Origin of the sequence: Gemmiger formicilis (genome assembly GCF_016901605.1) — a bacterium.
Lineage (GTDB): Bacteria > Bacillota > Clostridia > Oscillospirales > Ruminococcaceae > Gemmiger > Gemmiger formicilis_B.
Genome location: NZ_JACJKP010000011.1, coordinates 1 through 13,692, shown reverse-complemented (window position 1 = coordinate 13,692; position 13,692 = coordinate 1). Strand labels below are relative to the sequence as shown.

Here is a 13,692-nt window from a genome sequence, read left to right as displayed (position 1 = left end):
TAACAATGAAAAAGTCCCCGTGGACCATTGGTCCACGGGGACTTTTCATGATTTTTGTTGTCTGAATCAGACGTTCAGTTCAACTTTCTGTCCGACATCCTCGGCGTTAGCAGCAAGAATCGGAGCAATCACGTCTTTGAGGTATTCCTCAACCTGTTCCGGTGCACGACCGGTGAAGGCGTCAGGGCTCAGCTCGGCTTCGATTTCTTCGCGGCTCAGGCCGAAAGCGGGATCGGCTTCCACACGGGCAATCATATCGTTGGGTTTGCCCTCCTGTTTGACCACCGCTGCCGCAGCCACTGCGTGTTCACGCAGACGCTCGTGCAGTTCCTGACGGTCGCCGCCTTTTTTGACGGCTTTCATCATGATGTTTTCGCTGGCCATAAACGGAAGTTCGGCCATGACACGTGCACGGATTACCTTGGGGTAAACAACCAGGCCGTCCGAAACATTCAGCAGGATGTTCAGGATAGCATCGGCCGCCAGGAAACCCTCCGCCATGGCAATACGCTTGTTGGCAGAGTCGTCCAGGGTGCGTTCAAACCACTGGGTGCCGGCGGTCATGGCGGGGTTCAGCACGTCCACCATCAGGTAACGGCTCAGTGCGCAGATACGCTCGCAGCGCATGGGGTTGCGCTTATAAGGCATTGCGGAAGAACCAATCTGATTCTTTTCAAAGGGCTCTTCCATTTCTTTGAAGTTGGCCAGCAGGCGGATGTCGGTAGCCATCTTCATGGCACTCTGCCCCAAACCGGCAACGGCAGAAAGCACGTTGTAGTCTACTTTGCGGCTGTAGGTCTGGCCGCAGACCGGTACCACCTTGGCAAAGCCCATCTGGGCGCAGACATCGGCTTCCACAGCCTTAACCTTGGAAGAATCGCCGTTGAACAGCTCCATGAAGCTGGCCTGGGTGCCGGTAGTGCCTTTGACACCGCGCAGAGCCAGCTGGCTGATCTGGTGATCGATCTCCTCCAGGTCCATGTACAGCTCGTTCATCCACAGAGTGGCACGTTTGCCAACAGTGGTCAGCTGGGCGGGCTGGCAATGGGTATAGGCCAGGCAGGGCATATCCTTGTATTCATCGGCAAATTTGGCCAGGTTTGCCAGTACGCCGATGATCTTTTTACGGACCAGCTGCAGGGCTTCCCGCATGATGATCACATCGGTGTTGTCGCCCACGTAGCAGCTGGTAGCACCCAGATGAATAATGCCTTTTGCCTTGGGGCACTGCAGGCCGTAGGCGTAGACGTGGCTCATCACGTCATGACGGACCAGCTTTTCCCGGGCGATGGCATCTTCGTAGTTGATGTCATCCTTGTGCGCTTCCAGTTCGGCAATCTGTTCATCGGTAATGGCAAGGCCCTGCTTCTGCTCAGCCTTGGCCAGCGCGATCCACAGTTTGCGCCAGGTACGGAACTTGTTGTCGTCAGAGAAGATATACTGCATCTCGTCCGAAGCATAACGGGTGCTGAACGGAGAGATATAGCGGTCATGTTGTGCCATTGCGAAATCCCTTTCTTACAGCTTGAAGTAGTTGACGCCACCCTCAAAGATCGGCTGGTACTTGTCGCCGGTGACGTTCTTGTAGAGCAGTTCACCGCTGCGCTCGCTGTGGCCCATTTTGCCCAGCACACGGCCATCGGGGCTGGTAATGCCTTCAATGGCAAGTACAGAACCGTTGGGGTTGTAGCGCAGATCCATCGTGGGATGGCAGGTCAGATCCACATACTGCGTGGCAACCTGTCCGTTCTCGATCAGTTTCTGGAGCAGGTCATCATTGCAGACGAAACGGCCTTCGCCATGGCTGATGGCAATCAGATGCTCGTCGTTGACATCGCATTCGCTCAGCCAGGGGCTCTTGTTGCTGGCAATCCGGGTACGGACCAGCATGCTCTGGTGACGGTGGATCGTATTGAAGGTCAGGGTCGGGTCATTTTCTGTGATGGGACGAATCTCACCGTAGGGAACAAGACCCAGCTTGATCAAAGCCTGGAAGCCGTTGCAGATGCCCAATGCCAGACCATCGCGCTGGTTCAGCAGGCGGTTGACGGCATCGGCCACCGCAGGGGCGCGGAAGAAAGCCGAAATGAACTTGGCAGAGCCGTCCGGTTCGTCACCGCCGGAGAAACCGCCCGGCAGCATCAGGATCTGGGCTTCATCCAGTTCCTTCACAAGGGCTTCGCAGCTTTCGGCAACATCGGCGGGCGTCAGGTTTTTCAGAACCAGGATGTGGGGATCGCCACCGGCACGGCGGAAAGCACGAGCGGTATCATATTCGCAGTTGGTGCCGGGGAATACCGGAATCACCACACGAGGCGTGGCAAGGCGCACAGCGGGGGCAACACGGTCAGTCATGGAGCAGGGGTAGTTCAGCTCCTGCACAGCGTCACCCTTCTTGCGGTAGGGGAATACAGGCTCCAGCTTGGACTCCCACAGTTCCTGCAGGTGCGCCAGATCAATCTTTTTGCCCTCGGCTTCCAGCGAGTAGTCCACAGTGGTAAAGCCAAGGAATTCACCGGCAGCGGGGTCCAGCAATTCCAGAATGACAGAGCCGTAAGCGGGCTTGAACAGTTCGTTCAGGTCAAGATCGTTGCTCAACTGCAGGCCCACATGGTTGCCCACACACATCTTGAACAGTGCTTCGGCAATGCCGCCGTATCCGGGGGTGGCAGCTGCCAGAACCTTGCCTTCGTCGATCATCTGCTCCACCGTTTTGTAAATGGAAAGCAGGCTGGCGATTTCCGGCAGACCGTCCTTGTACTGCGGGCGCAGCATGACAACGGAGCTGTTGGCCTTTTTGAACTCGGCGCTTTGCACATCCTTGGTGTTGCCAACGGCAGTGGCAAAGCTGACCAGCGTGGGAGGTACATCCAATCCTTCAAAGCTGCCGGACATGGAATCCTTGCCGCCGATAGAGGCGATACCCAGACCCATCTGTGCATCCAGAGCACCCAGCAGAGCAGCCATCGGCTTGCCCCAACGGGTGGGGTCGTCGTTCATGTGCTCAAAGTATTCCTGGAAGGTCAGGTACATGTCCTTGTGATGGAAACCGGCGCAGACCAGTTTGGTCACGCTCTCCACAACGGCCAGATAGGCGCCGCGGTACGGGTCCGCTTCGGTCAGATAGGGGTTGAAACCCCATGCCATACCGGAGCAGGTGGTGGTCTCACCGTCTACCGGCAGTTTGGCGACCATAGCCATGGTGGGGGTCAGCTGATACTTGCCGCCGTACGGCATGAGCACGGTGGCAGCACCAATGGTGGAGTCAAAGCGCTCGCCCAGGCCCTTCTGGCTGCAAACGTTGAGGTCAGAAACCAGATTTTCCATCTTTTCTTCAAAGGTGGAACCGGCCCACTGTGGCTGCCAGACATGAGCAGGCAGGATATGGACGTTGGCATGACGCTCGGCACCGTTGGAGTTCAGGAATTCACGGGAGAGGTCTACAATTGCCTTGCCGTTCCAGATCTCGCGCATCCGCTTCTCTTCGGTTACGGTAGCCACAATGGTGGCTTCCAGGTTCTCTTCATGGGCATAACCGATAAAGGTGTCGGCGTCGGCAGCAGCCACTGCCACGGCCATACGTTCCTGGCTTTCGCTGATGGCCAGCTCGGTACCGTCCAGGCCCTCGTACTTCTTGGTGACTTTGTTCAGGTCGATACGCAGGCCGTCGGCCAGTTCGCCAATGGCAACGGAAACACCGCCGGCGCCAAAGTCGTTGCAGCGCTTGATCAGGCGGCAGGCATCCTCACGGCGGAACAGACGCTGCAGCTTGCGTTCGATGGGGGCGTTGCCCTTCTGGACTTCGGCACCGCAGGTTTCCAGGCTGGTCAGCTTGTGGGCTTTGGAGGAACCGGTGGCACCGCCAATACCGTCACGGCCGGTGCGGCCGCCCAGCAGGATGACCACGTCGCCGGGGGCGGGTTCCTCACGACGGACATGGCTGGCCGGGGTGGCGCCCACGACCGCACCGATCTCCATACGCTTGGCCACATAACCGGGGTGATAGAGTTCGGCAACCTGGCCGGTAGCCAGGCCAATCTGGTTGCCGTAGCTGGAATAACCGGCGGCAGCGGTAGTGACCAGCTTGCGCTGGGGCAGCTTGCCGGACATGGTCTCGGAAACCGGCTTCAGCGGATCGCCCGCACCGGTAACACGCATGGCCTGATAAACATAGCTGCGGCCGGACAGGGGATCGCGGATGGCACCGCCAATGCAGGTGGCGGCACCACCGAAGGGCTCGATCTCGGTGGGATGGTTGTGGGTCTCGTTCTTGAACAGGAACAGCCAATCCTGCTCTTCGCCGTCTACATCACATTTGATCTTGACGGTGCAGGCGTTGATCTCTTCGCTCTCATCCAGATTCTTCAGAATGCCGCGCTGCTTCAGTGCTTTGGCGCCAATGGTGGCGCAGTCCATCAGAGTGCGGTTCTTCTTGTCACGGCCGGTTTCTTCGCGCAGGGCCATGTAACGGTCAAAAGCAGCCTGTACCAGTTCGTCATCGATCTGAACGTCATCCAGAATGGTGCCAAAGGTGGTGTGGCGGCAATGGTCGGACCAGTAGGTATCGATCAAACGGATCTCGGTGATGGTGGGATCACGATGCTCGCTCTTGAAATAATCCTGGCAAAATACGATATCAGCATGGTCCATGGCCAGACCCTTTTCAGTCCGGAAGGCTTCCAGCGCGGCGTCATCCAGGGCGGTAAAGCCGTCCAGCGTTTCCACCTCGGTGGGGATGGCAAATTCCATCTTGAGCGTTTCGCGCTCTGCCAGGCTGGCTTCGCGGGCTTCCACGGGGTTGATAACGTATTTCTTGATGGAAGCCAGATCTTCTTCGGTCAGGTCACCATCCAGCAGGTAGACGCGGGCGCTGCGCACATCGGGGCGCTCACCCTGGCTCAGCAGCTGGATGCATTGGCTGGCCGAGTCGGCACGCTGGTCAAACTGACCGGGCAGGTATTCCACCGCAAACACAGTGGAAGCGGCAGGCAGTTCGGTGTAGGCCACATCGACCGGCGGCTCGCTGAACACCGTAGGAATGGCCTGGTTGAACAGGGCTTTGTCAATGCCTTCCACGTCATAACGGTTGACCAGGCGCAGGCCTTTCAGCCGGGTGATGCCCAGCAAATCAACCAACTCATGGAACAGGCCCTGGGCTTCACCGTCGAAGCCGGGCTTTTTCTCAACATAAATGCGATAAACCATTATAGTTCCTCCTGATTACTGCATGGCAGCCAGTGCGCGTGCACCGATGTCGCTGCGTTTATGCAGTTTCTCAAAATGGATGTTTTCACTGGCAGCGTAGGCCTGTTTCAGTGCCTGGGGCAGTGTGTCGGCGGTGGCAGTCACACCCAGCACACGGCCGCCGCTGGTGACCAGAACACCGTCTTTCAGAGCGGTACCTGCGTGATAAACCGTCACGTCGGCACAAGCGGGCAGCTGACCTTCCGTAAGGCCGGAAATCTCCTTGCCTTTTTCGTAAGACAGGGGATAACCGCCGCTGGCAAGGATCACGCAGGCAGCGGCACCATTGCGGAATTTCACTTCCGTTTCGGCCAGAGTACCGTTGGTGGTGGCTTCCATGATGGTCAGCAGATCACTTTCCAACAGAGGCAGGACCACCTGCGTTTCGGGATCACCGAAACGGCAGTTGTACTCGATGACCTTGGGACCGTCCGGGGTCAGCATCAGGCCGAAGTACAGGCAGCCTTTGAAGGGGCAGCCTTCGGCCTGCATGGCAGCTACGGTGGGCAGGAAAATTTCCTTCATGCAACGCTCGGCTACTTCCGGGGTGTAATACGGGTTGGGGGCAACCGTGCCCATACCGCCGGTGTTCAGACCCTGGTCGCCATCCAGAGCCCGCTTGTGGTCCATGCTGGAGACCATCGGTTTGACAGTCTTTCCGTCACAGAAGGATAATACACTGACTTCCGGGCCGGTCAGGAACTCTTCCACCACCACATGGTTGCCGGAAGCACCGAACTTTTTGTCCAGCATGATTTCTTTTACGCCGGCAACTACGTCCTCGTGGTTCTGGCAGATCAGGACACCTTTGCCCAGGGCCAGACCGTCGGCCTTGATGACAACAGGGTACTTGTTTTTGCTTTCCACATACTCGATGACTTTGGCAGGATCGTCAAACACTGCATAGTCAGCGGTGGGAATGCCGTATTTCTGCATCAGGTTCTTACTGAACACTTTGCTGGCTTCAATGCGTGCAGCAGCCTTGTCGGGACCAAAAGCGGGGATGCCCACGGCTGCCAGTGCGTCCACCATGCCAAGTGCCAGCGGATCATCCTGCGCCACAACCACATAGTCAAAGGCTTCCTCTTTGGCAAAGGCAACCATGGCTTCCACGTCGGTGGCGGCGATGGCCTTGCAGTGGGCATCGTAGCTGATGCCGCCGTTGCCGGGGGCACACCAGATCTCGGTGCACCGGGGACTTTGCTTCAGCGCGCGGATAATGGCGTGTTCACGCCCGCCGCCGCCTACAACGAGAATCTTCATACTAAACTCCTTTGACAGCACAACTGCCCGCGACGAAAAAACGCCGCAGGCAAGTGCAATTTTTTAGTGATGGAACAACCGGATACCGCAGAACGCCATGGCAATGCCATAACGGTTGCAGGTGTCGATAACCTGCTGGTCGCGGATGGAACCACCCGGCTGTACAATGGCGGTCACGCCGCTGCGGCGGGCGCGCTCGATATTGTCACCAAAGGGGAAGAAGGCATCGCTGCCCAGGGACACACCGGTCACCTTATCCAGCCATGCACGCTTTTCTTCGGCGGTCAGGGGCTTGGGCTGCTCGGTGAAGGTCTCGGCCCACACATCATCGCCAATTACGTCCTGCGGCGTATCGCCGATATAAACGTCAATGGCGTTATCGCGGTTGGGCTTGGACAGATCGTCACGGAAAGGCAGGTTCAGTACCTGGGGCATGTGGCGCAGCTGCCAGTTGTCAGCCTTCTGGCCGGCCAGGCGGGTGCAATGCACACGGCTCTGCTGACCGGCACCTACGCCGATGGTCTGGCCGTCCTGTACATAGCAGACGCTGTTGGACTGGGTGTATTTCAGAACGATCAGGCTGATGATCAGGTCACGGCGCTGGTCGGCGCTGATGTCCTTGTTTTCGGTAACGATGTTCATCAGCATCGTTTCGTTGGAAATCTCCAGATCCTGGCGGCCCTGCTCGAAGGTGACGCCAAAGACCGTGCGGCGCTCCAGCGGGGCGGGTTCGTAGTTCGGGTCGATGGCCACGATGTTGTAGTTGCCCTTTTTCTTGGACTTGAGCACTTCCAGGGCGTCGGCGTCATAGCCGGGAGCGATGATACCGTCGCTGACTTCGTGCTGAATCAGCTTGGCGGTGGACAGATCGCACACATCCGACAGTGCGATCCAGTCACCAAAGCTGGACATGCGGTCCGCACCGCGGGCACGGGCATAAGCGCAGGCCAAGGGGCTCAGTTCTGCATCTGCATCAATGTGATACATGGCGCGCAGCGTGTCATCCAGGGGCATGCCAATGGCCGCACCGGCAGGGGAAACATGCTTGAAGCTGGCCGCAGCGGGCATGCCCAGTGCCTTTTTCAGATCACGAACCAGCTGCCAGGAGTTGAAAGCATCCAGAAAATTGATGTATCCGGGGCGTCCGTTGAGGATTTCTACCGGGAGCTCGGCGTCGTCGGCCATGTAGATACGTGCGGGCTTCTGGTTGGGGTTGGTGCCGTATTTCAGTTGAAATTCTTTCATTGATTAACCCTCCACCGCATTGTATTTGTTCAGAATGATGTCTTCGTAGTCGCCGGTCTCCAGCGTGATGGTGCGCACAAAGAGGCTGACTTTATTATCTTCGTTGAGGGATTCCCACAGTTTGCCGGCCAGTTCGGCACCGTCATTTTCGTCAATGGCAATGCGCATGGGCTCACCGGCGTAGCTGGGAATGGGGGAACCGTTCTTCAGATAGGTGCTGATGAAATGGCCCTCGCCGGCAACCGGCTGCGGATAGTCAAAGGTCTGGCGCTGTACGCTGGCGGCGTTTCCTTCACAGCTCTTGACGATGGAAAGCTTGTAACCGCCGCGGCGCATATCCACAACACCGGAGATGCGCGGCGTGAAGTTGGGCGCGTCATCCTCATAAGTGCGGGTGGCCAGGGCTGCTTCAAAGCTGTAGCCGGGGAACAGGTTGCCGTTCATGAACTGGGCGATGGTATCGGTCTGATCGCCGTTGGTGACCACGGTGGTTTCCCGCAGGGTCAGCACAGCGTTGTAAATGATCAGATGGGGATCTTCCAGTTTGGCGGGATCGGCCGCCACCGTACGGATACCGCCCGGAATGGCTTCAAACACCCGGTTGCGGCTGTTGGCGCTGCGGCCCATGATCCAGTAAGCGATAACCGCCTTCTGGGCGTCAGGTGTCATGCCCAGCACAATGCCGCGGCCGGGATACTCATTGCCGGAAAGATATTTGAACAAATTCTTTTTCATTGCTTACACCTCATCGTTGCAAACCATCGCCAATGCCTGGGGCAGCAGTTTCCATTCGGCTTCCACCATCACGCGCTTCTGCAGGATCTCCGGCGTATCGCCGGGCTGCACAGCCACCGCTTTCTGCAGCAGAATGGGACCTCCGTCGCATTCCTCGTTGACCAGGTGCACGGTGGCGCCGGTCAGCTTCACGCCACGGGCCAAAGCGGCTTCGTGGACACGCAGACCGTAAAAGCCGGGGCCGCAGAAACTGGGAATCAGGCTGGGATGTACGTTCAGGATGCGGTTGCGATAGGCCTCGATGACACGGGGCCCCAGCACCGAGAGAAAACCGGCCAGAACCACCACATCGATGTTGTGGCTCTGCAGGGTATCCAGCAGGGCAGCGTCGAAAGCCTCACTGTCGGCGTATTCCTTGCGGGCGACCACGGCCGTTTCCACACCGAAGTTTGCGGCGCGTTCCAGCGCATATACGCCGGGCTTGCTGGCAACCACCAGCACGATCTTGCCGCCCGGGTTTTCACCGCGGGCTTCGCTTTCCAGCAGGGCCTGCAGATTGGTGCCGCCGCCGGAAACCAGTACGGCTACACGCTTCATACCAGTTCCACCCCGTCGCCTTCCACGATGGTGCCCAGGCGGTAAGCGCCTTCCTGACCGTTGGCATGCAGGATCTCCAGGGCTTTTTCGGCGTCCTCGGCAGCCACAACAATGGTCATGCCTACGCCCATGTTGAAGGTGTTGAACATATCGCGCTCGGGCACGTTGCCTTCTTTGGCCAGTACCTCAAACAGGGCGGGGGTGCGCACATCGGCCTTGGCAATATGGGCGGCGCAGCCCTTCTTCAGGCTGCGGGGGATGTTCTCATAGAAACCGCCGCCTGTAATGTGGGAAACACCTTTTACGGTGACCTGCTCCATCAGGGCCAGCACCGGCTTGACGTAGATCTTGGTGGGGGCCAGCAGAGCCTCGCCCAGGGTCTTGTCCATACCGTCAAAGGTCTTGTCCAGCACTTCAGGATGGTTGTCGATGTCAAAAATCTTGCGGACCAGCGAGAAACCGTTGGAGTGTACACCGGTGGAAGGCAGCGCCAGAATCACGTCGCCGGGCTGCATGGTGGAGTTGTCCAGGATCTTGCTCTTGTCCACTACACCAACGGTGAAGCCGGCCAGATCGTATTCTTCTTCAGGCATCATGCCGGGATGCTCGGCCGTTTCGCCGCCTACCAGAGAGCAGCCGGCCTGTACGCAGCCTTCCGCTACGCCCTTGACGATTTCGGCAATTTTTTCGGGAATGTTTTTGCCGCAGGCGATGTAATCCAGGAACACCAGCGGTTTGGCACCGGCGCAGATAACATCGTTCACACACATGGCAACACAGTCAATGCCAATGGTGTCGTGCTTGTTCATATACTGGGCCACACGCAGTTTGGTGCCCACGCCGTCGGTGCCGGAGATCAGGACCGGGTGCTCCATACCGGAGCAGTCCAGTTCAAACAGACCACCGAAACCGCCCAGACCGCCGATGCAGTTCTCGGTCATCGTGCGGGCCACATACTGCTTCATCAGCTCAACGGAGCGGTAGCCGGCCGTAATATCCACGCCGGCGGCGGCGTAGCTGGCAGAATAGCTTTTTTCCATGTCGGTTACTCCTATCGGGTATTGTTGCAAAGACACGGGCGCGGCGCAGGGGGCCGCGGGCCGGTCACAGTTTTTTCTTGGGGTTGGAAGTGCTCAGCGGCTTGTCGTAGACAATGTCCATCGTTTCCCCCGGAGGGTCCACGGGGTACTGTCCGGTAAAGCAGCCGGTGCAGAATCCGCAGTGGCTGTGAATGGCCAGCTGCTGCACATGCTCAATGCTCAGGTAGCCCAGCGTATCGGAACCCACCAGCTTGTTGATCTCCTCCACGGTATGGCCGGTGGCGATCAGCTGCTTTTCGTCAGGAATATCAGTGCCGAAATAGCAGGGATGGGCAAAGGGCGGGGCGCTGATGCGGTAGTGGACCTCTTTGGCGCCGGCTTCGCGCAGCAGGCGGATGGTACGGGCACTGGTGGTGCCGCGGACGATGGAGTCATCTACCAGCACAACACGCTTGCCTTTGACAGTGGAAGAAATGGCGTTCAGTTTGATGCGCACGCTGTTTTCACGCTGCTTCTGGTTGCCCTGGATAAAGGTCCGGCCCACGTATTTGTTCTTGATGAAACCGATGCCGTAGGGGATACCGCTTTCCTGGGCATACCCAAGGGCGGCATCCAGGCCGGAGTCGGGGGCGCCGATGACAACGTCGGCTTCCACCGGATGTTCCTGCGCCAGGAAACGGCCGGCCTGCAGCCGGGCTTCGTGTACGCAGGTGCCTTCCAGAACCGAGTCGGGACGGGCAAAATAGATGTACTCGAAAACGCACATGGTGTGCGGTGCCGTACCGCAGTGGGTATCGATGCAGCGCAGACCGTTGTGATCGGCAATAACGATCTCGCCGGGGCGCACGTCGCGCACAAAGGTGGCACCCACAGCATCCAGGGCGCAGGACTCGCTGGCAAAGGCATAGCCGCTTCCGTCGGGCAGTTCACCAATGCACAGGGGGCGGAAACCGTGAGGATCACGGGCCGCGATGAGCTTGGTGTGGGTCATAATGACCAGGCTGTATGCGCCCTCGATGTCATCCATGGTGCGGCTGACGGCCATCTCGATGTTGGGGGTCAGCAGCCGGTTCTGCGTCAGCAGATAGGCGATGACCTCCGTATCCGAGGTGCCGTGGAAGATGGAACCGCTCATCTCCAGCTTGCGGCGCAGCTTGGGGGCATTGACCAGGTTGCCGTTGTGGCACAAAGCCATGGCGCCCTTGCAGTGATGCAGGATCATCGGCTGTGCATTGGAACGGCTGCGCTGGCCGGCGGTGGCATAACGCACGTGACCGGTAGCCATTTTGGCGTTGTGAGGCAGTTCTTCCAGTACACGCTTGGTAAATACTTCGCTCACCAGGCCCAGGTCACGGTGGCCGGACAGAACGCCGTCCACGTTCAGCGCCATGCCGCAGCTTTCCTGGCCGCGGTGCTGCAACGCGTACAGCGCGCTGTATACGGCGCTGACCATATCGGTCTCGCCGGTTTTGTCATAGATACCGAAGACACCGCACTCCTCGTGCAGCGATTCGGTGTATTGAGAAAGTTCACTCATTCCGCTTTCTGCTCCGTTTTCTCAAATCAGCCCAGCAGGCGTTTCATCACTTCCTGGTATGCGTCGGCCTCGCCGCCCATGTCACGGCGGAACAGGTCCTTATCCAGGTGAGCACCGGTGGTGGCATCCCAGAAACGGCAGGTGTCGGGGCTGATCTCGTCGGCCAGGATGATGGTGCCGTCAGACAGGCGGCCGAACTCCAGTTTGAAGTCGATCAGGCGAATGTTGGCATCCAGAAGGATCTTCTTCAGCACTTCGTTGACCTTGAAGGCGTACTTGGTGATGGTATCGATCTCTTCCTGGGTAGCCAGATCCAGGGCCAGAGCGTAGTAATGGTTGATGAACGGGTCATGCAGATCGTCGTTCTTGTAGCTGAATTCCAGGATGGGAGTCTTGAAGGGGGTGCCTTCGGGAACGCCCATGCGCAGGCTGAAGTGACCGGCGGCCACGTTGCGAATGATGACTTCCAGAGGAACGATCTCAACCTTCTTCACAAAGGTGTCGCGGTCATTGATCTCTTCCACATAGTGGGTGGGAACGCCCTCTTTTTCCAGCTTCTGCATCAGCGCGTTGGACAGTTTGTTGTTGACGATGCCCTTGTCGCGGATGGTGCCCTTCTTTTCGCCGTCACCGGCGGTGGCATCGTCCTTATAGTGGACCATGACGATTTCAGGATCGCTGGTAGCGAAAACCTGCTTTGCCTTGCCTTCGTACATCTGTTCTTTAACTTCGTATTTCATGATAAACGCTCCCTTTATGTAATGTATAAAAACGGGGATAAAACGCAATTTCATTGTACCCCGTTTTGTGGCAGTGTGCAAGAAATTGTTTACATTGCAGCGGCTTCCGCAGCAATGGCGGCGTCCTTTTTGGCGATGGCCGCAGCGGTGTCGGCACGGAACTGATCCAGCTTGGCAGCCAGTTCGTCATCGGCTACGGCAAGAATGGCCACAGCCAGGTAGGCGGCGTTCTTGGCGCCATTGAGGGCAACGGTGGCAACGGGGAAACCGCTGGGCATCTGCACGGTGGCCAACAGGGCGTCCAGACCGTCCAGAGCACCGCCTTTCATGGGGATGCCGATGACCGGCAGGGTGGTGTTGGCGGCAAAGGCACCGGCCAGGTGTGCGGCCATACCGGCGGCGCACAGGATTACACCGTAACCGTTGGCACGGGCGGATTTGGCAAAAGCCGACGCCGCCTCGGGCGTACGGTGCGCCGAGAGGACGTGGGCCTCAAAGGGGACGCCAAAGTCCTTCAGCACGGTGCAGGCTCCCTTGACAACGGACCAGTCGCTGTCGGAACCCATGATGATCGCTACTTTTTTCATTGGTAAGCTCCTTTCCTGATTACACGCCAGATGAAAAAAGCGCAGCGGCCGGCAAAACGGTACACTGCGCTCTTTGGATATGTGAATACGGCATGCGGGGTACAAAGAACCCGTGGAAAAAACCAAGACGCAACAATGAGCCTTGCACGGAAGTTCCCCCTTTATATAAAGAAGTAAAGTACCCTTGTAAAATCAGTGTAAGGCGAAAGGGGAAAAAATGCAAGATGGAGACTGTTTTTTCGGCCAAAAAACCACAGGAAAGAGTTTTCCCTGCCGCTTTTTGTCGTTTTTGATGGGGCTTGAAACCGAAAGGTATGACTTTCTAAAAATGGGCAAAAAGAGAAAAAAGATTTCTATGGTGCTGCGGGTCGAATTATGGTACAATATGGAAAAATATACCCCGAAGTGAGGAGTACCCCATGGAGAAAATGCCCAAAGACAGCCAGCGTACTACGTTGCACGGAAAAGAAGAACATGTCAAACAGGTCTTCCGGGACCAGATTGCCGAAGCAGCCGGTTTGCTGGAGGTACTTCTTTCCGGCATTGTACTGGTCGGCCTTTTGTTCAGCATTGTGCCGTTGCTGCAATGGATGCCCGGCCTGATCGTGGACGGTAACGAAGTGGAGGTTTACGAATTTCTGACCCGTGCGCTGGATATTGTCATCGGTATCGAGTTTATCAAGATGCTGGCCAAACACAGCCCG

11 protein-coding genes and 1 pseudogene are annotated in these 13,692 nt (G+C 57.7%); 2 read left to right on the top strand and 10 right to left on the bottom strand.

From position 1 onward, the window contains the following. Positions 1-66 precede the first annotated feature (66 nt). From purB to purE, 10 genes are all read right to left on the bottom strand, one after another. A complete protein-coding gene (purB, locus tag H6B10_RS01815; protein WP_204649207.1) occupies positions 67-1,503 on the bottom strand; it encodes an adenylosuccinate lyase in 1,437 nt (478 codons plus the stop codon). 15 nt (positions 1,504-1,518) lie between these two features. Next, positions 1,519-5,205, bottom strand: coding sequence for a phosphoribosylformylglycinamidine synthase (locus tag H6B10_RS01810; RefSeq protein ID WP_204649206.1), 3,687 nt, complete (start codon positions 5,203-5,205; stop codon positions 1,519-1,521). Positions 5,206-5,220: 15 nt separating this feature from the next. Then, the gene (gene purD, locus H6B10_RS01805; RefSeq protein ID WP_204649205.1) at positions 5,221-6,507 is read right to left on the bottom strand and encodes a phosphoribosylamine--glycine ligase; all 1,287 of its coding nucleotides are present in this window, start codon (positions 6,505-6,507) and stop codon (positions 5,221-5,223) included. Between the two features lie 63 nt (positions 6,508-6,570). Then, positions 6,571-7,752, bottom strand: a complete 1,182-nt coding sequence (locus H6B10_RS01800) for a phosphoribosylaminoimidazolecarboxamide formyltransferase (protein ID WP_204649204.1) — start codon at positions 7,750-7,752, stop codon at positions 6,571-6,573. 3 nt (positions 7,753-7,755) lie between these two features. Next, entirely contained in the window at positions 7,756-8,487 is a 732-nt protein-coding gene (locus H6B10_RS01795; protein WP_204649203.1) for an IMP cyclohydrolase, read from the bottom strand. 3 nt (positions 8,488-8,490) lie between these two features. After that, complete coding sequence (gene purN, locus H6B10_RS01790; RefSeq protein ID WP_204649202.1) at positions 8,491-9,084, bottom strand: phosphoribosylglycinamide formyltransferase; 594 nt, start codon at positions 9,082-9,084, stop codon at positions 8,491-8,493. Next, positions 9,081-10,124, bottom strand: a complete 1,044-nt coding sequence (gene purM, locus H6B10_RS01785) for a phosphoribosylformylglycinamidine cyclo-ligase (protein ID WP_204649201.1) — start codon at positions 10,122-10,124, stop codon at positions 9,081-9,083. The genes purN and purM overlap by 4 nt, the downstream gene beginning before the upstream one ends. A gap of 64 nt (positions 10,125-10,188) precedes the next feature. Next, positions 10,189-11,661, bottom strand: a complete 1,473-nt coding sequence (purF, locus tag H6B10_RS01780; protein WP_204649200.1) for an amidophosphoribosyltransferase — start codon at positions 11,659-11,661, stop codon at positions 10,189-10,191. A 26-nt stretch (positions 11,662-11,687) separates the two neighbouring features. Beyond that, entirely contained in the window at positions 11,688-12,401 is a 714-nt protein-coding gene (gene purC / locus H6B10_RS01775) for a phosphoribosylaminoimidazolesuccinocarboxamide synthase (protein ID WP_204649199.1), read from the bottom strand. 89 nt (positions 12,402-12,490) lie between these two features. Further along, a complete protein-coding gene (gene purE / locus H6B10_RS01770; RefSeq protein ID WP_204649198.1) occupies positions 12,491-12,988 on the bottom strand; it encodes a 5-(carboxyamino)imidazole ribonucleotide mutase in 498 nt (165 codons plus the stop codon). 217 nt (positions 12,989-13,205) lie between these two features. On the opposite strand from purE, the gene H6B10_RS01765 reads away from it, so the two are divergent. Both H6B10_RS01765 and H6B10_RS01760 read left to right on the top strand, forming a co-directional pair. After that, positions 13,206-13,397: a hypothetical protein gene (locus tag H6B10_RS01765; RefSeq protein WP_204649197.1), complete on the top strand. Its 192-nt coding sequence runs from the start codon at positions 13,206-13,208 to the stop codon at positions 13,395-13,397. Between the two features lie 10 nt (positions 13,398-13,407). Continuing rightward, positions 13,408-13,692: pseudogene (locus tag H6B10_RS01760) on the top strand (transporter); the annotation flags it as partial.

Bases quoted from the DNA above. Each gene is read 5' to 3' on its own strand.
- purE (WP_204649198.1), bottom strand. From the start codon at position 12,988: ATGAAAAAAGTAGCGATCATCATGGGTTCCGACAGCGACTGGTCCGTT.
- purD (WP_204649205.1), bottom strand. From the start codon at position 6,507: ATGAAGATTCTCGTTGTAGGCGGCGGCGGGCGTGAACACGCCATTATC.
- H6B10_RS01800 (WP_204649204.1), bottom strand. From the start codon at position 7,752: ATGAAAGAATTTCAACTGAAATACGGCACCAACCCCAACCAGAAGCCC.
- purN (WP_204649202.1), bottom strand. From the start codon at position 9,084: ATGAAGCGTGTAGCCGTACTGGTTTCCGGCGGCGGCACCAATCTGCAG.
- H6B10_RS01795 (WP_204649203.1), bottom strand. From the start codon at position 8,487: ATGAAAAAGAATTTGTTCAAATATCTTTCCGGCAATGAGTATCCCGGC.
- H6B10_RS01810 (WP_204649206.1), bottom strand. From the start codon at position 5,205: ATGGTTTATCGCATTTATGTTGAGAAAAAGCCCGGCTTCGACGGTGAA.
- H6B10_RS01765 (WP_204649197.1), top strand. From the start codon at position 13,206: ATGCAAGATGGAGACTGTTTTTTCGGCCAAAAAACCACAGGAAAGAGT.
- purB (WP_204649207.1), bottom strand. From the start codon at position 1,503: ATGGCACAACATGACCGCTATATCTCTCCGTTCAGCACCCGTTATGCT.
- purC (WP_204649199.1), bottom strand. From the start codon at position 12,401: ATGAAATACGAAGTTAAAGAACAGATGTACGAAGGCAAGGCAAAGCAG.
- purM (WP_204649201.1), bottom strand. From the start codon at position 10,124: ATGGAAAAAAGCTATTCTGCCAGCTACGCCGCCGCCGGCGTGGATATT.
- purF (WP_204649200.1), bottom strand. From the start codon at position 11,661: ATGAGTGAACTTTCTCAATACACCGAATCGCTGCACGAGGAGTGCGGT.